General features: G+C 38.8%; 14 protein-coding genes. 11 read left to right on the forward strand and 3 right to left on the reverse strand.

Going from position 1 to position 20,833, the window contains the following annotated elements:
* From C3V42_RS04960 to C3V42_RS04985, 6 genes are all read left to right on the forward strand, one after another.
* Positions 1-96, forward strand: a complete 96-nt coding sequence (locus C3V42_RS04960) for a methionine/alanine import family NSS transporter small subunit (protein WP_080351522.1) — start codon at positions 1-3, stop codon at positions 94-96.
* Positions 97-733: 637 nt separating this feature from the next.
* A complete protein-coding gene (locus tag C3V42_RS04965; RefSeq protein ID WP_106013871.1) occupies positions 734-10,102 on the forward strand; it encodes an ESPR-type extended signal peptide-containing protein in 9,369 nt (3,122 codons plus the stop codon).
* Positions 10,103-10,230: 128 nt separating this feature from the next.
* Complete coding sequence (locus tag C3V42_RS04970; RefSeq protein WP_106013872.1) at positions 10,231-11,817, forward strand: DNA recombination protein RmuC; 1,587 nt, start codon at positions 10,231-10,233, stop codon at positions 11,815-11,817.
* Positions 11,818-11,963: 146 nt separating this feature from the next.
* Complete coding sequence (locus C3V42_RS04975; protein ID WP_065264898.1) at positions 11,964-12,515, forward strand: TIGR00645 family protein; 552 nt, start codon at positions 11,964-11,966, stop codon at positions 12,513-12,515.
* A gap of 139 nt (positions 12,516-12,654) precedes the next feature.
* Positions 12,655-12,942 carry a type II toxin-antitoxin system RelB/DinJ family antitoxin gene (locus C3V42_RS04980; protein ID WP_240610336.1) on the forward strand — a complete coding sequence of 96 codons (288 nt, stop codon included), beginning with the start codon at positions 12,655-12,657 and terminating at the stop codon, positions 12,940-12,942.
* Positions 12,942-13,232 (forward strand): type II toxin-antitoxin system YafQ family toxin, encoded by a 291-nt coding sequence (locus tag C3V42_RS04985; protein ID WP_106013873.1) that lies wholly within the window; start codon positions 12,942-12,944, stop codon positions 13,230-13,232. The genes C3V42_RS04980 and C3V42_RS04985 overlap by 1 nt, the downstream gene beginning before the upstream one ends.
* Positions 13,233-13,435: 203 nt before the next feature.
* Here the strand turns inward: C3V42_RS04985 and C3V42_RS04990 are convergent, their stop codons facing one another.
* Positions 13,436-14,638 (reverse strand): aromatic amino acid transporter, encoded by a 1,203-nt coding sequence (locus C3V42_RS04990; RefSeq protein WP_106013874.1) that lies wholly within the window; start codon positions 14,636-14,638, stop codon positions 13,436-13,438.
* A gap of 185 nt (positions 14,639-14,823) precedes the next feature.
* Between C3V42_RS04990 and C3V42_RS04995 the strand changes: the two genes are divergently transcribed.
* Together C3V42_RS04995 and C3V42_RS05000 are read left to right on the forward strand one after the other, a co-directional pair.
* Complete coding sequence (locus tag C3V42_RS04995; protein ID WP_106013875.1) at positions 14,824-15,687, forward strand: YicC/YloC family endoribonuclease; 864 nt, start codon at positions 14,824-14,826, stop codon at positions 15,685-15,687.
* 9 nt (positions 15,688-15,696) lie between these two features.
* Entirely contained in the window at positions 15,697-16,536 is an 840-nt protein-coding gene (locus C3V42_RS05000; RefSeq protein ID WP_106013876.1) for a folate-binding protein YgfZ, read from the forward strand.
* Positions 16,537-16,587: 51 nt separating this feature from the next.
* Here the strand turns inward: C3V42_RS05000 and trmL are convergent, their stop codons facing one another.
* Both trmL and rsmD read right to left on the reverse strand, forming a co-directional pair.
* On the reverse strand, positions 16,588-17,070 hold the full coding sequence (gene trmL / locus C3V42_RS05005; RefSeq protein ID WP_106013877.1) for a tRNA (uridine(34)/cytosine(34)/5-carboxymethylaminomethyluridine(34)-2'-O)-methyltransferase TrmL: 483 nt from the start codon (positions 17,068-17,070) through the stop codon (positions 16,588-16,590).
* A 10-nt stretch (positions 17,071-17,080) separates the two neighbouring features.
* A complete protein-coding gene (rsmD, locus tag C3V42_RS05010) occupies positions 17,081-17,662 on the reverse strand; it encodes a 16S rRNA (guanine(966)-N(2))-methyltransferase RsmD (protein WP_046943119.1) in 582 nt (193 codons plus the stop codon).
* A gap of 96 nt (positions 17,663-17,758) precedes the next feature.
* Here rsmD and ftsY point away from each other — a divergent pair, with 96 nt between their 5' ends.
* Genes ftsY through ftsX form a run of 3 tightly spaced genes read left to right on the forward strand, consistent with a single transcriptional unit; the run spans position 17,759 to position 20,719 of the window.
* On the forward strand, positions 17,759-19,102 hold the full coding sequence (ftsY, locus tag C3V42_RS05015; RefSeq protein WP_164994221.1) for a signal recognition particle-docking protein FtsY: 1,344 nt from the start codon (positions 17,759-17,761) through the stop codon (positions 19,100-19,102).
* An 18-nt stretch (positions 19,103-19,120) separates the two neighbouring features.
* The gene (gene ftsE, locus C3V42_RS05020) at positions 19,121-19,777 is read left to right on the forward strand and encodes a cell division ATP-binding protein FtsE (protein WP_106013879.1); all 657 of its coding nucleotides are present in this window, start codon (positions 19,121-19,123) and stop codon (positions 19,775-19,777) included.
* Positions 19,778-19,786: 9 nt separating this feature from the next.
* Positions 19,787-20,719 carry a permease-like cell division protein FtsX gene (gene ftsX / locus C3V42_RS05025; protein ID WP_106013880.1) on the forward strand — a complete coding sequence of 311 codons (933 nt, stop codon included), beginning with the start codon at positions 19,787-19,789 and terminating at the stop codon, positions 20,717-20,719.
* The last annotated feature ends 114 nt before the right edge of the window (positions 20,720-20,833 follow it).

Consider the following 20,833-nt stretch of genomic DNA (forward strand, 5'->3'; position numbering starts at 1 on the left):
ATGAGTTTGAGTGCAATTATTATGATGATTGTGGCTTTTGGCGTTATTTGGGGCGGTTTTATCTACGCCTTGATACGATTACCTAAAGAAAAATAAGTATAGTATTAACCGCACTTTAATCGTGCGGTTATTTTTTAGTTCGCTTGATAATTTAATAACATCAGTGTAACTCATATCATATTATTGGAAGGGGCATAAAATTCATTCATGCCGTAGGGGTTTATCTAAAAAAGCGAATCTTTACATTAATTTATAAATTTTTTATTCTCATTTCCATTAATATTATGTAGAATATGTACCCAATCTGATCTTTAACTTGCGCCCACCTAGTTTGGATTACTAATCGGCAGGTTAATTTGTTGGAGTAAAGTCATTGATTTTCTAGTTGTATTTATCTATGACAGAAAATTCCATTTTTTCTTTTTAAGAATAATAAAAATGTCTCATCCTAATAATGTAACATGGAATGTTGCCTATCATTTATTAACCACATATATTGCATTTAGCATATCAAAGAAAATACATTCATTTCACTTATTAACAATCTTAACGAGTTCTAGGTTTAGGTTTTAATCTTTCTTAAGATGGAATTTCAGAGTGGAAATTTAAACATTCTGTTATTTCTTATTTCCCTTAACAATATAAAGGTATTTATACGCTTTTCCTGAGCCTTTATTTTTTCACTTATCTCACGCCTGAGAGCGTGCATTTAAATTAATATAGGATTATCAATATGAATCATATCTATAAAGTTATTTGGAATACGATTACACAAACATGGGTTGCAGTTTCCGAACTTAGCCGCGCAAAAGGCAAAACAAAATCAAGTAAAACATTAAGTGCGGTAGTTTTAGCGGCAGTTTCTGCTGGGGCTATTATTGGGGATGCAGAGGCTGCAACGAACTTTGTACAGAATCAGACTGGCATTGCAATCACGAGAACAGGAGGTGATGCTCCAGCACAAGCTACAGACCGCTGGGCAATCGCTGTCGGTGATTCAGCTAAAGCAACTAATGAATACTCTATTGCAGTAGGCGGCCACACAAATGCGGCAGGTGAAAGTGCAATAGCTATTGGTAAACAAACTCAGGCTCATGAAACGGGAGCAACAGCAGTTGGACGAGTAACTTTAGCGAACAAACAGTATTCAAGTGCCTATGGTGCCCAAGCAAAAGCAACTGGAAATCAATCAACAGCATTAGGTTATGTAGCTAACGCAGCCGCCACAAATAGCCTGGCAGCTGGCGCCTTAGCTCAAGCTCAAGGTGAGAGCTCTGTAGCCTTAGGTAGAGACGCTCAGGCTTGGGGAAGCGGGGCTAGCGCAGTGGGTGAAGGCTCAAGAGCAAATAACTCGAATGCTTTTGCAGGAGGTAATGGCGCACAAGCAACAGGCTCCTGGGCAACTGCCGTGGGCCCCTCAACGCTTGCATCTGGTGAGGCATCAGTAGCCTATGGTGATAGCTCTCAAGCAACAGGTAAAAAATCTATCGCAACTGGTTCACATGCCTCTGCTTCTGAGGAGAATGCCATTGCCTTAGGAACGACAGCGAGTGCGACTAAAACTAATGCAACAGCAATAGGTAATAATTCAGAAGCTAAAGCTAACAATACGATTGCTATTGGTAATGGCACAAAAGCAACAGATAAGGCTGAAAATAGTTTAGTTATTGGTCAGGGGGCGGTAGTAACTGCAAAAGATGCTACAGTTGTTGGTCCTGTTGCTCAAGCAAATGGAGAAAACGCGACAGCGGTAGGGCGTGGTGCGGCAGCGAATGGCACAGAATCAACCGCTTTAGGTCGTGGTTCGGTAGCAACTGGCAACCAATCTATTGCATTAGGTAAAGGTGCTAACGCTAAAGTAGATAGCGGTGTGGCACTGGGTGATGATTCTGTTGCTGATCGTACTGCACGCAGTCAAAATGGAATTGTTATTAATACTAGCGATCCTAGCAAAAGCACAGGATTTAATACTGAAAACAGTGTTTATGCACCAGTACGTTTAGTGGATGCTCCTGAAGCATTAAATCTAATTAAAAATACTATAAAAGGTAACAAAGGTGCGGTTTCTGTAGGGGATTCTGGCAATACTCGCCAAATTATTAATGTTGCTGCGGGTAGCGCCGATTCTGATGCTGTAAACGTTGCACAATTAAAAGCTGTTGCTGGAGCGATTAAACATTATGATGTTGTTTCACCAAATGGCGATATTACAGTTACTCACCCAGATCCACATGATCCTAATAAAACCGTTTGGAATTTAAATCTTAATCCCGATCGTGTAAAAGAAATTACAAAATGGAAATTACGTGATGTGGAGGAAAATGGCAATCCAAAAGCAGGTCAAACTGATGCTTTAGTAAAAGGTGATGAAACCGTAACCTTTCAAGACACCGATACAATCGATGTGGAACGCGATGGCAGAACCTTAAAATTCAAAACGAAGAAAAATATTAAATATTTCTCTGTTAACTCTAGCGGTGGCACCAATGAAGATAATAAAGGTGCAACTGGGGATAATGCGATTGCGATTGGTAAAGATGCTTCTTCTACCGGCTCTAGTGCCGTAAGTTTAGGCTTAGGAGCTAAGGCTTTAGGAGCCAATAACACCGCCATTGGACCAGGCGCACAAGCAAAAGATGTTAGAACAACAGCTATTGGTTACAATGCTAACGCTTCCGAAGCAAGTGCGGTTGGTATTGGATACGCAGCTAATGCAGCCAAATCCCGTTCTTTGGCAATAGGTCAAGATGCAACCGCCTCAGCAAATAATGCTATTGCACTTGGCTCAAGTAAACAACACGGAGGAGATAAAACTACTGCGAGTGCTGAACATGCTGTTGCCATTGGCTCAGGCGCCGACGCAAACATCGCCAATGGTATTGCTTTAGGCTCAGAATCAAAAACAACTACAGATAAAGGTCAATCTGGCTTTGATGCATCTACACATGATGAGCGAGCAAATCACTATGATGGACTAAAGGGAAAAACGCTTACCTCTAACCTTGCTGGACTATCAATTGGTAATGGTGACAAAACCCGTCAAATCAACCACCTAGCTGCAGGTAAAGCAGATGATGACGCAGTAAACGTAGCGCAATTAAAATCCGTGAACCTTGCTTTCAAAGGTGATAACAACACAAAAGGTGATGTACGTTTACACGATCAACGTTTATCTGTTGTTGGGGTAGAAAATAGTTTTATTACAACCAAAGCAGGTGATAATAAATTAGAAATTGGTACTACACAAGGAACATTCTCTACGACGGATGGCAAATCATCAGCTCCTAAACAAGGTTTAGCTACAACTACCACTGTTGCTAGTGCAATCAATGACAGCGGCTGGGAGGTACGAGCAAAAGGTACAAAAGTTGGCCTTGTAAATCCAGGTGATAAAGTTGACTTCACCAATGCAGATAAAAGCATTGAAATCGAATCATTCGCCGAAGCCAACGGTTTATCTACAATTAAATTTAAAGCAGTCACGGAAACAATCCAAACGGAAGAAAAATCACCAATTACTCAAATTGATGTAAATGGCAGCACTGTTTCTAAAACAACAAAAGGGAAGAATGAGCCTACAGGTCGATTTGTTGTACCAACAGGAGACAAGGCTAATAAATATGCCTTAGCTACAGCTTATGATGTAGCAGATAAAGTGAATCAAACAGGTTGGAATTTATACACCAATGGAGGGGCTCGCTCTTTAATCAACCCAGGTGATTACGTCAACTTTAAGTCAGGCAATGCTACCAATGCCAAGGTTGTGACTGAAGCAAGCGAAGGGGCAACGATTAGCTATGATGTAAACGTAGATAACACCACAATAAAAATTGACTCTAATGGTAATAAGCTTACTGCAAATACCGGAGACGTAGATTCGGTAACAAATACCGAAGGTACTAGTAAAAAAGGACAAGTTACAATTCATAAAGACCCGCTAGAGCCGTCAAAAACTGATTCAGGTAAACTTGCTACTGTTGATACTGTAGTAAAAGCGGTTAATAACGCCAAATGGTTTACTATAGCAAAAGACTCAGATGACAAGGTTACAGGTGAAACTAAAACCAATGAATCTGAAGGTACTGCAATGGCAGCAGGTGAAACACTAGGTTTAAATGCAGGCAAAAACCTACGTTTAAAACGCGAAGCCAACACAAACAACTTTACTTTTGCTTTGGATAGCAATTTGAAAGACCTTGATAGTGTTCACACAAAAGAAATTAAGTTGGGTGAGAGCAATAACCCTATCAGCATTAAAAATGATGGCGACCGCATCACCTATACGACGAAAGGTGGAAATAACTCCGACGTAACGCACAAGGTAGCAAACCTAGAAGATGAGAAACACATCAAGCCAACAACAGATGGCAACGAATATACTGTTGATGCAAGCGGCAACATTACCATGACCTATGCGGACGGCAACAATAAAGATGTAACAAATACGAAAGCAGTAATCAAAGGTGTTGCTAAAAACGATTTATCCAATATTACTAATGATGGTAAAAAGGCTATTACTACTTTAGGCTCGGTAGTAAAAGCGGGTGACAATGTGTTAGTTGACGAGGATACTGATGCAATAACAGGTAAAAAAACTTACACCGTGAATGCAGTTACACCTGTGGTTTATACTGACAAGCAAGGCAATCGTGTTTACAAAGTGAAAGATGGTAATGGCTATAAATTCACTAAAAATGCAGATGGCACAGGCGAGGTTGTAAACAAATCAGACGTGATTGCATCATTCTACGATGGTAACAACAGCACTACTGCAGGCACCATGATTGTGAACAATATTGGTTCAGCAATTAATAATGCAGGTAATGCTGGTGATAATTACTTAACTAAATTAGAGGTTGCTGCATCAGCTACAGGTACACCAAATGCTGCGGTAAATGTTTCTGACTTACACAATACGGCTGAAGCATTGCGTAGTAATGAAATCCATATTGCCCCAACAACTGATAAGGCCGAGGGTAAAGAAGCAACTCACTACAAGTATGATGCCGATAAAAAACAAGTTGTTATGACTTATCAAGATGGTAAGGGTAATGACGTTGCAAACAAAAAAGCCGTAATTGATTTAAGCTCACTGGCTGATTCTGTTCATAATTATGGATTTAAAGCAAATGCAACAGGTAATGGCTCCACTGGTGCCTCCGCTCAAGATGTAGCCAATGGAACAACAGTCAACTTTGATGCAGGCAAAAACTTAACGGTGAAACAAACAGTTGATGCAACATCAAAAAATCACACTTATAGTTTTGCATTAAGCAATAACGTAGACCTAACCAGCGCAGGCTCTATAACAATGGGTGACACCAAAGTTGACAATAGCGGCATTACCATTAATGCAACCACTCCAGCAGCTGGCGAAACCAAAAAACCAGATGTCACCCTAACCAACACAGGTTTAAGCAATGGTGACAATCACATCACGAATGTGAAGGGTAATTTACCAAGCACTCAAAACAACACAGCGAGCGGTGATAACGCCCAAAGTAACGCGACAAAATCAAAAGAAGCGCCAAATATCACAGGTACAGGTGATAATGCTGTAAATGTTAACAATGCAGCTACTGTGGGTGATGTGCTAAATGCAGGCTGGAACCTTCAAGGCAATGGAAGTGAAATTGATTTTGTTAAACCTTACGACACCGTCAACTTCGCAAACGGCACAGGCACAACTGCAACTGTCTCCAACACGGATGGTAAAACTACTACCGTAAAATATGATGTAGCTGTGGGTAAAGGCTTGGAAGTAACCAGTGACAATAAAGTTACCGTTAAAACCGATGGTGACACCATTACCGTTGGGGAGGATGGCAAACTCAAAGCAAGCCTTTCAACTGAAAAAGTGAAAGCCGCTACAGGCGACGACAATATTGCCACCGTTACACCATCTACGACAGATACATCAAAATACGGTGAAAAGGGTGCAACCTATGAAGTCGCAGTGACAAAAAGTGCGGTGAAACAAGTCGCTAAAACAGCAGTAAAAGTGGCGGCAGGCGATAATGTGATTGTTTCATCGAAAGATGACGCAACGAATAATGAAACCACTTACACTGTAGAAGCGGTAACGCCTGTGGTTTATACAGACAAATCAGGTAAGAAGGTTTATGCAGTAAAACAACCTGATGGTAGCTATAAGTTCTATAACAAACCAAATAGCACAAATTCAGCAGATGAAGTTAATCCATCAAATGTTATTGCATCTTTCCTAGATAGCAATAATAGCACCACTGCAGGCACCATGATTGTGAACAATATTGGTTCAGCAATTAATAATGCAGGTAATGCTGGTGATAATTACTTAACTAAATTAGAGGTTGCTGCATCAGCTACAGGTACACCAAATGCTGCGGTAAATGTTTCTGACTTACACAATACGGCTGAAGCATTGCGTAGTAATGAAATCCATATTGCCCCAACAACTGATAAGGCCGAGGGTAAAGAAGCAACTCACTACAAGTATGATGCCGATAAAAAACAAGTTGTTATGACTTATCAAGATGGTAAGGGTAATGACGTTGCAAACAAAAAAGCCGTAATTGATTTAAGCTCACTGGCTGATTCTGTTCATAATTATGGATTTAAAGCAAATGCAACAGGTAATGGCTCCACTGGTGCCTCCGCTCAAGATGTAGCCAATGGAACAACAGTCAACTTTGATGCAGGCAAAAACTTAACGGTGAAACAAACAGTTGATGCAACATCAAAAAATCACACTTATAGTTTTGCATTAAGCAATAACGTAGACCTAACCAGCGCAGGCTCTATAACAATGGGTGACACCAAAGTTGACAATAGCGGCATTACCATTAATGCAACCACTCCAGCAGCTGGCGAAACCAAAAAACCAGATGTCACCCTAACCAACACAGGTTTAAGCAATGGTGACAATCACATCACGAATGTGAAGGGTAATTTACCAAGCACTCAAAACAACACAGCGAGCGGTGATAACGCCCAAAGTAACGCGACAAAATCAAAAGAAGCGCCAAATATCACAGGTACAGGTGATAATGCTGTAAATGTTAACAATGCAGCTACTGTGGGTGATGTGCTAAATGCAGGCTGGAACCTTCAAGGCAATGGAAGTGAAATTGATTTTGTTAAACCTTACGACACCGTCAACTTCGCAAACGGCACAGGCACAACTGCAACTGTCTCCAACACGGATGGTAAAACTACTACCGTAAAATATGATGTAGCTGTGGGTAAAGGCTTGGAAGTAACCAGTGACAATAAAGTTACCGTTAAAACCGATGGTGACACCATTACCGTTGGGGAGGATGGCAAACTCAAAGCAAGCCTTTCAACTGAAAAAGTGAAAGCCGCTACAGGCGACGACAATATTGCCACCGTTACACCATCTACGACAGATACATCAAAATACGGTGAAAAGGGTGCAACCTATGAAGTCGCAGTGACAAAAAGTGCGGTGAAACAAGTCGCTAAAACAGCAGTAAAAGTGGCGGCAGGCGATAATGTGATTGTTTCATCGAAAGATGACGCAACGAATAATGAAACCACTTACACTGTAGAAGCGGTAACGCCTGTGGTTTATACAGACAAATCAGGTAAGAAGGTTTATGCAGTAAAACAACCTGATGGTAGCTATAAGTTCTATAACAAACCAAATAGCACAAATTCAGCAGATGAAGTTAATCCATCAAATGTTATTGCATCTTTCCTAGATAGCAATAATAGCACCACTGCAGGCACCATGATTGTGAACAATATTGGTTCAGCAATTAATAATGCAGGTAATGCTGGTGATAATTACTTAACTAAATTAGAGGTTGCTGCATCAGCTACAGGTACACCAAATGCTGCGGTAAATGTTTCTGACTTACACAATACGGCTGAAGCATTGCGTAGTAATGAAATCCATATTGCCCCAACAACTGATAAGGCCGAGGGTAAAGAAGCAACTCACTACAAGTATGATGCCGATAAAAAACAAGTTGTTATGACTTATCAAGATGGTAAGGGTAATGACGTTGCAAACAAAAAAGCCGTAATTGATTTAAGCTCACTGGCTGATTCTGTTCATAATTATGGATTTAAAGCAAATGCAACAGGTAATGGCTCCACTGGTGCCTCCGCTCAAGATGTAGCCAATGGAACAACAGTCAACTTTGATGCAGGCAAAAACTTAACGGTAAAACAAACAGTTGATGCAGCATCGAAAAATCACACTTATAGTTTTGCGTTGAAAGATGATGTAGTGATTGGTGCTAAAGGCGAAAATGGTAAAGACGGCGTTGATGGATCTATTGGCGTAAACGGTAAAGACGGTTCTGCGGTTGCAATCAACGGTAAAGACGGCTCTATCGGCTTAAATGGTAAAGATGGTAAAAACGGTTTAACCATTAAAGGTCAAAATGGCAAAGTGGGTGTGGATGGCAAAGATGGTGAAACACGTCTAGTTTACGTTGAGAAAGCTGACCCAACTAAACCGGGAAGCTCTGATAAAACTCACGAATTGGCAACGCTTGATGATGGACAAAAATATGCTGGCGATAATTATGTGGCAGCAAAAGACAATCAAGCGGAAAGTAACGTGATTGCTAAAAAAGCAAATGAGCGTTTGGATATTGTAGGCGGTGCAAAAGGCAACTTAACTGAAGGCAATATTGGCGTGAATGCAAAAGATGGCAAATTACACGTTCAATTAGCCAAAGAACTGAAAGGTTTAACTTCTGCCGAGTTTAAAGATGGCGATGATAAAACCAAAACAGAAATTACCCATAATGGCATCACCATTACCCCAGTAAATCCAGTGAATGGCAAAACAGCAGTTACTTTAACTGATGAAGGCTTAAACAACGGCGGTAACAAAATCACCCATGTTTCAGAGGGTGAAAATGACACTGATGCTGTAAATGTGAAACAGTTGAAAGACTTCAAATCTGAGGTTGCTAAGGGCGGATTAACTTTCGCAGGTAATAGTGGTACACCTCATAAAGCGCAGTTAAACTCAACTGTTAATATTAAAGGCGGTGAAGGTAATACTGATGCTACAAAATTTGATAATGGTAAAAATGTAATGACAACAGTAAATGGCGATACTGTTACTGTTTCCATTAAGAAAACACCTGAAGTTGAGGGCATCAACATCATTGATGAAACTGGTACAGTAAAAGTTAAATTAACGCAGACAGAGAGAGGCTTGCAAGTCTCTGGAGCGGATGGTAAAGAAACTAATATTACCAATGTAAAAGCTGGTAAAAAAGATACTGATGCAGTAAACGTCAAACAATTAAAAGCCGCTAAAACAGAGGTTGAAGCTGGCGACGACCATATTGATGTAACATCAACTACAGGTGCTAATGGTCAAACTATCTATAAAGTGAGTGCAAAAGGTATTAATGATACTTCTGCAGCAGTTAAAGCTGGTTCTAATCACGTTGAAGTGACAAAAGCTGCTAATACGCATAAAGATGGTTCAACAACTGTTACTGACTATACCGTTGATCTTTCAGACGAAACGAAAAACACAATTCGTGACACACACAACAAAGTAACAAACGAAGGTTTAACCTTTAATGCAGATCACGGCACTACTGGTGTGAAAAAACTAGGTAGCAAGGTGGCTGTTAATGGTGATGGTAAAAACATTACCACGACTGCAGATGAAAACGGTGTGAAAGTATCGATGGAAGATAATATTAAAGTAAACTCTGTCACAGCAAAAGAAGTGAAAGTGGGTGATGTTAATATCAACGAAAACGGTATCAACGCTGGTGGTAAACGTATTACCAATGTTGCCCCAGGTAAAGATGGCACTGATGCTGTAAATGTAAACCAATTGAAATATGTTGCAGGTAATATCAGCAATCAAATCAATAATGTTGATAAAGGCCTACGTGCAGGTATTGCAGGTGCTTTAGCATCTGGTGGGTTATATCATGTTACGACAGCAGGTAAATCTATGGTGTCTGTTGGTGCAGGTACATATCGTGGACAAAATGCGTTAGCGGTGGGTTACTCTCGCTTATCAGATAATGGTAAAGTTGGGGTTAAATTCACAGTAAACAGCAATTCACAAGGCCATGCAGGTGCAAGTGCAAGTGTTGGCTACCAATGGTAATTAACTTGTAAGTAAAATAAAAACCCGGCGAAAGTCGGGTTTTTTGTTAATTGAGATTATCGCCTTCCAAGGAAGGAGATAGACGGATTTCTATGTTACAATTCAGGCCTTAAATTAAAGGGGGAGTTATGTGGGATATGTCGTTATTATGGGTGATGAGCGTTGTTTCTATTGTCTTGATTTTACTGCTGATTCTATTTCAGCAGAAATATGCTTTACTTCATAAAACACTTCATAAAACCACAGAAGACTATAATCAACTGGCATCAAAATTTGATGGGATAAATAGCCTTAAAAATCAATTAGAACAGCAAATTATTAAAGCTCAAACAGAAAGCCAAGGGTTACAAATTCGCTTGAATGAACGAGATGAAAAAATTTACTATCTTACCCAAGAATTAGATGAGGAGCAGGCTCGCCATTCCGCCATCGCGGAACAAATTACCGCATTAAAAGAACGTTTCGGGATCGCTTCTGCGCAAGCAGAAAGTTTGAATGCCCAGTTGCAACATAGCCAAAGCCAGTTATCTCGTAAAGAACAGGAACAACAACATTTAACCGAAAAATTGACCGCACTTTCCCAAGAGTTAACTGGATTAAAAACAACGTTAGCAGAGAAAGAAAAACATTTTTCAGAGCAACAACAGAACTTTGAACAATCCAAACAGCAGTTGGGCGTGGAATTTCAAAATCTAGCTAATCGGATTTTGGATGAAAAAAGTCGATCATTTAGTCAATCAAACCAAACTGCATTGGAAGCATTGCTCAAGCCTTTCCGTGAGCAAATTGAAGGTTTCCAAAAACGCGTTAATGAAATTCACTCCGAATCCGTGAAAGGTAATGCCGGCTTGGAAGCGGAAATTAAAAAAGTGCTGGAAATTGGTCTGAATATGTCGCAAGAGGCGAGTAATTTAACTTCTGCACTGAAAGGCGAAAAGAAAACTTTAGGTAACTGGGGCGAAGTGCAATTAGAACGAGCTTTGCAATTGGCTGGACTTGAAGAAAATGTGCATTACCGCGCGCAAGCTCATTTTAAGGACGAGCAAGGTGGACGCAATTACCCTGATTTTGTGTTGAACTTGCCTGATGAAAAACACTTAATTATCGACAGCAAAATGTCCTTAGTGGCTTACGAAAGTGCGGTGAATTCTGACGATGATTTTGAACGAGAGCGTTTATTAAAAGAACATATATCCGCATTGAAAAGCCATATTAATGATCTGCATAAAAAAGATTACAGTAATTTGATTGGCATGCGTAGCCCGAATTTTGTTCTTATGTTTATTGCGGTGGAACCCGCATATATTGAGGCTTTAAAATCCGATCCTGCTTTATTTAATTATGGTTATGAACGTAATGTCATTATGGTTTCTTACACCACCTTAATGCCGATTTTACGAACCGTAGCAAACCTGTGGCGTATCGAACGCGGTAATGCTGAGGCAAAAGAAATCGCTGAAAAAGCGGGTGAAATTTATAACCAAATTTGCTTGGTCGCAGAACGTTTAAGTAAGCTCGGCAATACGCTTTCCACCGTCAGCAACCAATACAACAGCACCGTCACCGCACTTGTTGGCCAACAAGGTTTAGTTGGTAAAGTTGAACGATTTAAAACCCTTTCCGCAAAAGCGAATAAAACGATGCCCGATGTGGAGTTATTGAATAATCAGATCGATTTGGCTAGGTTGACGACCTTAGAGCCGGGAGATGAATAAAGAATAGGATTACCCTGCGATTTGATATGACATATAAATAAAATAACAATAACTCGATTTCTTTATTGCTATTTTCAAAAAAACTGCTATCTTCCTGCAGTTTTTTTATTTATTTAACCAACTATTTAATTTAGGAATAAAATCTAATGGAAGAAAACAAATCTGTTGATCTTTATGCGAAATATAACGAACAATCGAATATTATAGCGAAAATAATTTTTGCTAGTCGCTGGTTGCAAGTACCGATCTATTTGGGTTTGATTGTCACCCTTGCGATCTACTCTTATAAGTTTATTAAAGGCTTATGGGCATTGGTGATTAATGTTAATGAGATGGATTCCAACACGATTATGTTGGGCGTGTTGAATTTGATTGATGTTGTGATGATCGCAAACTTGCTTGTGATGGTGACTATCGGTGGCTATGAAATTTTTGTATCCAAATTGCGTACGCGTAATCACCCCGATCAGCCGGAATGGATGAGCCATGTAAATGCGACGGTATTAAAGGTTAAACTTTCTATGTCTATTATCGGCATTTCATCTATCCATATGTTGCAAACCTTTGTGAACGCAAGCAATACACCAGAAAAAACGATGATGTGGCAATTGTTGTTGCACTTGGGCTTTTTGGTGTCAGCAATTGCTTTGGCTTATACGGACAAAATTTTGTATAGCACAAGCCATAAAACGCATTAAAAATTTAGAAGCTGATGTAGACTAGCATACTTGCTAATCTACGTCAGCCCTAATTTTATTCATAAGTAAACAATGTTTTACAATGTAAGACATTCTATCTATAATAATTTGTACTGCATTGTTAGACAGAGGGGTAATTATGGCAATGACACAAAATGCATCTTTTAGCTTTCGTTTATCAGAAAATTTAAAACATGAGGCTTTTAATGTAATTGAAAATTACGGTTTCACCCCTTCGCAAGTGTTTAATTTATTTTTAACAGAAATTGCGAATACAAAAACGATTCCAGTAAACCTTTCTTATTTGAAACCAAATGCTGAAACATTACGTGCTATGCAAGAAGCTGAAAATGGTGATATTGATATCATTAGTGAAGCAAATTTTGAAGCCGACATTATGGAAAATCTATTAAAATCAGTGAAATAATGGGTATGGAATCAGTTAAAACATTAAAAGTAACTGCAACTAAAACATTTCAACGAGATGTTAAAAAGCTCACAGCTAAGCAACAATTTTCAGTAGAGATGACTGAGGTTTTGTATCTTTTACAAAGAAATCGAACGCTTCCAAAAAAATACTTAGATCACTCACTACAAGGTGAAATGCAAGGTTATCGTGACTGCCATATTTTTAACGATCTTGTGCTGATTTACCAAATTATTGATAACGAAGAATTAAAGCTTATTCGTATTGGTTCACATTCAGAAATTTTCTAATAGTAAATATTTTTCCTTCATATTTTTTCATTTATCAGAAGTTATATCAGAGGATATGCCTTTATTGATTCAAATTCCTTGCCATAAAACATTCTGCTTTTAAATCCAAGATTATAAAAAATCTGTACCTTAATTAGTTAGTTATGTAGTACTAACTTTTGGAGTACAGATTAATTGAATGATGTTTTTTGATATTTATATTATTAACCCACAACAAATGGCAAATAACCGGCACGAATCGCAAATGGAATGGATGTAATGATTACGCCCAATACCAATACGATAATTAAAGTCAGATTTCCTCCCCATACTTTGTATGGCAAATTGGTGTGAGCTCGACGAGCTTTCCAAACAAGGCTAACTGGTAATACTACGGCATAGAATGCAAACATTTGACCTGCGTAGCCTAGCGCTAAAATAAAACCTTCAGGATAGAAAAGCGCAAAGACGAGTGGTGGAATGAACGTCATTAAGCCAAGTGAGATACGCCCTGAAGAAATATTAAAGGATCGTTTTAATAAATCTTCGATACATTCCAATAAGCCAAGCCCTACGCCTAAGAACGAAGTAACCAGCGCCAAAGTTGAGAATAATTTTACCGCACCTGCGATAATGTTACTGCCAGTGATAGCAAGCGTTGCTTTTACTAAGCCATTTAAGGTGGCATCTTCTTTTAAAATTTGTAAGAACTCATTTTGTGTGAGCAAGCCATGAGTGGACATTTGCCACAAAATATAAGCGAAAAGGGTAATTGCTGAACCGATCAAAATAGAAATGCGTAATGCTTTTACGTTGCCATCTAAGTATTTATTTAAACTTGGAATAGAACCGTGGAAACCAAATGCCGTGAAAAATACAGGGCTTGCAGAGATAATTAAAGCATTATCAATTGGTGTCGCCATTAAGTTATCAAATTTGATTTCTGGCAACATTAAGCTTAACACCACGGCAAAGGCCGCAAGCATTACAAAAAATAACACACGATTAATTTTATCTACGCTATGTGTACCGATGACGATAAATGAACCAAAAATCACGGTAAATAATAAGATGCTAACTTTATCGCCAAAACTTTCTGGTAATAAATCTTTTAGTAGTGAACCGCCACCGCTGACATAGGCGGCAATTAATGCGTATAAGAAAATAATTAGCACTGCCGTGGCAATAATGCGTCCTGCTTTACCAAAATATTGTTCAGCGAGTGTACCGATACCCGCATCACTTTCCGCAGTTTGATAGAGTTCAACGAATAAAAGAGCGCTAAAAGTTAATAATGCCCAAAGCCCTAATAATAAGACTAAAGTAAAGCCGAATCCGATACCAGCGGAAGTGAGTGGCATTGCCAACATTCCCGCGCCAATCATCGTACCGGCAACGAGAAGTGTGCTGCCTACAGTTTTGTTCATTTTAGCTTCCTTATGGTGTAATTTAAAATTTACACTGATTGTATTTTAAAATTTACATCATGTAAATAATAGAATACAAAATATCTTTATTATTCACCGCACTTTTCTTTTCCCTTTCTGTGTTCATCTCGTTAAAATACTTAGCGAATCAACTAAGACAAAGCTAAGACAAAATAGGAGAGCTTATGATTTACAGTATGACCGCCTTTGCACGCCTTGAAGTGAAAAAAGATTGGGGCGATGCAGTATGGGAAATTCGTTCCGTTAATCAACGTTATTTAGAAAACTTTTTCCGTTTGCCAGAGCAATTCCGAGGATTAGAAAACACGTTGCGTGAGAAACTTCGTCAAAGTCTTACTCGCGGTAAAATTGAATGTTCTTTGCGCATTGAAACAAAAAAACAAACAAATGCTGAATTGAATTTAAATAAAGAGCTTGCGAATCAAGTGATTCAATCTTTGCAATGGATTAAAGCTCAGTCTGGAGAAGGTGAAATTAATTTGACAGACGTGTTGCGTTATCCTGGTGTGGTGGAAGCGCAAGAGCAAGATTTAGATGCGATTAGTCAAGATTTATTGACAGCCTTTGATGATTTGCTGACAGATTTTATTGCAATGCGTGGTCGTGAAGGGGAAAAACTTAACGACATTATTCAACAACGCTTAGATGCCATTGCTGTGGAAGCGGATAAAGTGCGGTCACAAATGCCGGCAGTTTTACAATGGCAACGTGAACGTTTATTACAACGTTTTGAAGATGCTCAAATTAATCTTGATCCGCAACGTGTGGAACAAGAAATGATTTTACTGGCTCAACGTGTTGATGTGGCGGAAGAGCTTGATCGTTTACAAATGCACGTGAAAGAAACTACGAATATTTTGAAAAAAGGTGGTGCAGTTGGTCGTAAATTAGATTTTATGATGCAAGAATTGAATCGTGAATCGAATACGCTTGCGTCAAAATCTATTAATGCCGATATCACGGCTTCTGCGGTTGAGCTAAAAGTGCTTATCGAACAAATGCGTGAGCAAATTCAGAATTTAGAATAGGAAAGCAGAATGTCTCAATTTATTTCTCTTACTCAATATCAACTGATTGAGGCACATGGTGCGGATGCAGAAAAATATTTGCAAGGGCAGTTAACCACGGATGTTGTTCGATTAGCAAGTGGCGCAACAACACTTACAGCTCATTGTGATCCGAAAGGTAAAATGAATGCAATTTACCGTTTGTTTAAAGTGAGTAGTGAACAATTCTTTTTTCTGATTAAGAAAGATCTATTGCCAAGTGGGTTAGATGCCTTGAAAAAATATGCGGTATTTTCCAAAGTGAGTTTTGATTTACGTGATTGGCAAATTATTGGCGTGATAGGTGAAAAATGTGGAAAAATTACACCGCACTTTTCATGGGAAATTGATGGGCAACGTTCAATTTTATTGAATGAAACTGAATTACCTGTGAATTTTAATGGTGATGAAAAAATTTGGGATGTAGCCGATATTCAAGCTGGCTTGCCAAATTTAAGTCCGCAAACGCAAAATGAATTTATCCCACAAGCGCTAAATTTACAAGCTATTGAGCAAGCCATTTCTTTTACCAAAGGTTGTTATATTGGACAAGAAACGGTAGCTCGTGCGAAATATCGTGGTGCAAATAAACGTGCAATGTTTGTCTTTAAAGCACAAACCCAGCTGGAAGTAGAAATTGGCAGTGAAATCGAAATGCAGATTGAATCTAATTGGCGAAAAACCGGCACGATTACAAGTGCGGTCAATTTAGACGGTGTTTTATGGTTGCAAGTTGTGATGAATAACGACACGACAGCTAAACAGAAATTTCGCTTACTAAATGGGGTACCGCTGGAGTATGTTGTATTGCCTTACTCACTGGGTGAATAAGGCAGTTTAAAAAAACGGGTGATTGAGTTGATTTTATCGATCACCTATTTTTTATTTGGCTTCAGGTAAATTGATTGCGCCTTTATAGCCTAATTGTCGCCAAGCTTCATAAACCGTTACTGCGACCGAATTAGACAAGTTCATACTGCGGCTATTGGCTGTCATTGGAATGCGGATTTTTTGTTCCATGGGCATTTCATTTAAAATTGATATTGGAATACCACGAGTTTCTGGGCCAAACATTAAATAATCACCAAGTTCAAATTTTACTTGGCTATGTGCTGGACTGCCTTTTGTTGTGAGTGCAAAGAGACGTTTGGGTTTTTCGCTTTCTAAAAAGGCTTCAAAAGTCTTGTGGCGTTTGATTTCCGCAAATTCGTGATAATCCAAACCTGAGCGGCGTAAGCGTTTATCATCCCAGGTGAAACCTAGCGGTTCAATTAAGTGCAAGCGAAATCCTGTATTGGCACAAAGGCGGATAATATTGCCGGTATTTTGTGGGATCTCAGGTTCATATAAAACAATATCTAACATAATTTTTTCTCTAATTTTGATATAAACGATAACTCACCATTCCTGTCGTTTTTTCTTTCAATAACGTCCAGTTTTCAGGTGTGATGAGCGGTTTGTCTTTCTCTGTTTCTACGTAAATTAACGCATTGGGTTTTAGCCAATTATTTTCACAAAGCAAGTTAATTGCTTGTTCTGCCAAATTAAAATGAAAGGGTGGGTCTAAAAACACCACATCAAAGTGCGGTTGATTTTGAGGCTGTTTTAGAAAATCCAAACTACTTTGATTAATTACTTCAGCCTGTTCTGATGAGCATTTGAGCGTTTGTAAATTCTTTTTTAATTGATTGGCGACGATTTTATCTAGTTCTAAAAAAGTCACCTTTTTCGCTTGGCGAGAAAGTGCTTCAAAACCTAATGAGCCGCTCCCTGCAAAGCCATCTAAACATTCAGACTGGTGAATATAAGGCATTAACCAATTAAAAAGCGTTTCTTTCACTCTATCGCCAGTTGGGCGTAAGCCTTCTGAATTTAATACTGGAAGTTTTCGCCCTCGCCATAGCCCAGCAATAATGCGAACCTCGCCCTTTGCATTTGGCGTTTGTATTTTTTTCATAAAGATTCGATTTTTATTGAAAATTGTGCTTAGTTTAGACGATTTTTTGCTAGAATAAACGACATTTTTATCGGATTGCAGTTAAGAGAGCATTTTATGGCTGAAGAAAATAAAAAAGGCGGATTTTGGGCATCGTTATTTGGACGTAATAAAAAGCAAGATGAATCTAAAATTGAGCCGACAATTGAAGAAAAGATTAAAGATATCGAGCCATCTATTGAAAAACTTGAAACTTATGATTTAGTTGAAGAGCCGTCTGAATTAGAGACAGTAGAAAGTGCGGTGGAGTCTGAGCCGTTTTTAGCTGAAAGCATTGAGACGAATGAAATAGTTGAAGAAGAAAAAATACAGGAAATTTCAACCGCACTTGAGCCGGTCGAAGAAATCATCGAAGCGAAAAATTTAGAAGATGATCTTCCGATTACAGAAACTGTGGTTGAATCTGAAATTGTTGAAGATATTAAAGATGAGCTTCAGCCGCTTGTTGAAATTGAAACTCGTGAAAAGCCAAGTGAAGGGGGCTTTTTTAGTCGTTTAGTTAAGGGATTACTGAAAACTAAACAAAATATTGGTGCGGGTTTTCGTAGTTTTTTCTTAGGAAAGAAAATTGATGATGAGCTGTTTGAAGAATTAGAAGAACAACTTTTGATTGCGGATATTGGCGTGCCGACAACAAGTAAAATCATCAAAAATTTGACTGAACATGCAAGCCGCAAAGAATTACAAGATGCTGAGCTTTTATATCAACAATTAAAAGTAGAAATGGCGGATATTCTTGAGCCAGTAGCACAACCTCTTGTGATTGATACTACGAAGAAACCTTATGTGATTTTAATGGTAGGTGTCAATGGTGTGGGTAAAACGACGACAATTGGTAAGCTTGCTCGTAAATTTCAGGCTGAAGGAAAATCGGTGATGCTTGCGGCGGGCGATACTTTCCGTGCAGCGGCCGTTGAGCAGCTTCAAGTTTGGGGCGAGCGCAATCACATTCCAGTTGTTGCGCAAAGCACTGGCTCTGATTCTGCATCGGTCATTTTTGATGCGATGCAATCAGCGGCTGCACGCAATATTGATATTCTTATTGCGGATACGGCGGGTCGTTTGCAAAATAAAAATAACTTAATGGACGAACTGAAAAAAATCGTTCGTGTTATGAAAAAATATGACGAAACTGCACCACATGAAATTATGCTTACGCTGGATGCTGGCACGGGACAAAATGCTATTAGCCAAGCAAAGTTGTTTAATGATGCTGTTGGTTTAACGGGGATATCTCTGACAAAATTAGATGGTACGGCAAAAGGTGGCGTGATTTTTGCCATAGCCGATCAGTTTAAGTTGCCTATTCGCTATATCGGTGTAGGCGAGAAAATTGAAGATTTACGTGAGTTTAATGCGAAAGAATTTATTGAAGCATTATTCGTTCATGAAGAAGAATAAAAAGAATAAGGAAAAATTGTGATTAAGTTCTCAAATGTTTCTAAAGCCTATCATGGTGCAACGCAGCCAGCGTTACAAGGCTTGAATTTTCATCTTCCAGTGGGAAGTATGACTTACTTAGTTGGGCATTCAGGCGCAGGGAAAAGTACATTACTCAAGCTTATTATGGGGATGGAAAAAGCCAACGCGGGTCAAATTTGGTTTAACGGACACGATATTACTCGCTTGTCTAAATATGAAATTCCATTTCTGCGTCGCCAAATTGGTATGGTTCACCAAGATTATCGTTTATTAACAGATCGTACGGTGGTGGAAAATGTGGCATTGCCATTGATTATTGCAGGTATGCATCCAAAAGATGCGCATACACGTGCGATGGCATCTTTAGATCGTGTAGGATTGCGTAATAAAGCCAACTATTTGCCACCACAAATTTCTGGAGGGGAGCAGCAACGCGTTGATATTGCACGTGCGATTGTGCATAAACCTCAGCTCTTACTAGCAGATGAACCAACGGGTAATTTGGACGATGAACTTTCTTTAGGCATTTTTAATTTATTTGAAGAATTTAATCGTCTCGGAATGACCGTGTTAATTGCTACTCACGACATTAATTTAATTCAACAAAAACCAAAACCTTGTCTTGTACTTGAACAAGGTTATTTACGTTATTAAGGAATAATCATGAGCCGACCAACGGATGCATCCTTTTTTGTTCAAACAGCCTATACTTTGCGTGCAGTATGGGCGGATTTATGGCAACGTAAATTTGGCACGCTACTCACGATTTTGGTGATTGCTGTATCTCTGACAATCCCAACCGTGAGCTATTTAATGTGGAAAAATTTACATTTAGCGACCACACAATTTTATCCTGAAAGTGAATTGACGATTTATCTTCACAAAAATTTAAGTGAAGAAGATGCGAATTTAGTGGTAGAGAAAATTCGTCAACAAGAAGGGGTGGAATCACTGAATTATGTTTCTCGCCAAGAAAGTTTAAAGGAATTTAAAAGCTGGTCTGGTTTTGGCGAAGAATTAGAAATTCTAGATGATAATCCATTACCTGCTGTCGTTATGGTAAAACCGACGAGCGAATTTAATGTTTCAGAAAAACGTGATGAGTTACGTACCAATTTAACTAAAATTAAAGGGGTACAAGAAGTTCGCTTGGATAACGACTGGATGGAAAAATTAACCGCACTTTCTTGGTTAATCGCCCATGTGGCAATTTTCTGTACTGTATTAATGACGATAGCGGTATTTTTGGTTATTGGTAACAGTATTCGCTCTGATGTATATAGTAGCCGATCAAGTATTGATGTGATGAAATTGCTTGGTGCAACAGATCAATTTATTCTTCGTCCTTATCTTTATACAGGGATGATTTATGCCGTGTTAGGTGGGTTAGTTGCAGCAATTTTTAGTAGCTTTATTATCAGCTATTTTACTTCTGCAGTGAAATATGTAACGGATATTTTTGCCGTCCAATTCAGTTTGAATGGATTAGGCGTTGGTGAATTTGTATTTTTATTAGTGTGCTGTTTGATTATGGGATATGTTGGTGCGTGGATTGTAGCAAAACGACATATTACGCTATTAGATAACCATCATTAATTTTAATATGTGAAGTGCGGTGATTTTTCTAAGTGTTTTTTGATGAGAAAATACGGCGATAAATGACCGCACTTTTTATTTGCTTTGAATAAATCCCTTGCAATTTGTTTAACT

Origin of the sequence: Haemophilus sp. oral taxon 036 (assembly GCF_002998595.1) — a bacterium.
Taxonomy (GTDB): Bacteria; Pseudomonadota; Gammaproteobacteria; order Enterobacterales; family Pasteurellaceae; genus Haemophilus; species Haemophilus haemolyticus_K.

Excerpts from the sequence above, each read along its gene's own strand:
- C3V42_RS04960 (WP_080351522.1), top strand. The coding sequence starts at position 1 with ATGAGTTTGAGTGCAATTATTATGATGATTGTGGCTTTTGGCGTTATT.
- C3V42_RS04965 (WP_106013871.1), top strand. The coding sequence starts at position 734 with ATGAATCATATCTATAAAGTTATTTGGAATACGATTACACAAACATGG.
- C3V42_RS04970 (WP_106013872.1), top strand. The coding sequence starts at position 10,231 with ATGTGGGATATGTCGTTATTATGGGTGATGAGCGTTGTTTCTATTGTC.
- C3V42_RS04975 (WP_065264898.1), top strand. The coding sequence starts at position 11,964 with ATGGAAGAAAACAAATCTGTTGATCTTTATGCGAAATATAACGAACAA.
- C3V42_RS04980 (WP_240610336.1), top strand. The coding sequence starts at position 12,655 with ATGGCAATGACACAAAATGCATCTTTTAGCTTTCGTTTATCAGAAAAT.
- C3V42_RS04985 (WP_106013873.1), top strand. The coding sequence starts at position 12,942 with ATGGGTATGGAATCAGTTAAAACATTAAAAGTAACTGCAACTAAAACA.
- C3V42_RS04990 (WP_106013874.1), bottom strand. The coding sequence starts at position 14,638 with ATGAACAAAACTGTAGGCAGCACACTTCTCGTTGCCGGTACGATGATT.
- C3V42_RS04995 (WP_106013875.1), top strand. The coding sequence starts at position 14,824 with ATGATTTACAGTATGACCGCCTTTGCACGCCTTGAAGTGAAAAAAGAT.
- C3V42_RS05000 (WP_106013876.1), top strand. The coding sequence starts at position 15,697 with ATGTCTCAATTTATTTCTCTTACTCAATATCAACTGATTGAGGCACAT.
- trmL (WP_106013877.1), bottom strand. The coding sequence starts at position 17,070 with ATGTTAGATATTGTTTTATATGAACCTGAGATCCCACAAAATACCGGC.
- rsmD (WP_046943119.1), bottom strand. The coding sequence starts at position 17,662 with ATGAAAAAAATACAAACGCCAAATGCAAAGGGCGAGGTTCGCATTATT.
- ftsY (WP_164994221.1), top strand. The coding sequence starts at position 17,759 with ATGGCTGAAGAAAATAAAAAAGGCGGATTTTGGGCATCGTTATTTGGA.
- ftsX (WP_106013880.1), top strand. The coding sequence starts at position 19,787 with ATGAGCCGACCAACGGATGCATCCTTTTTTGTTCAAACAGCCTATACT.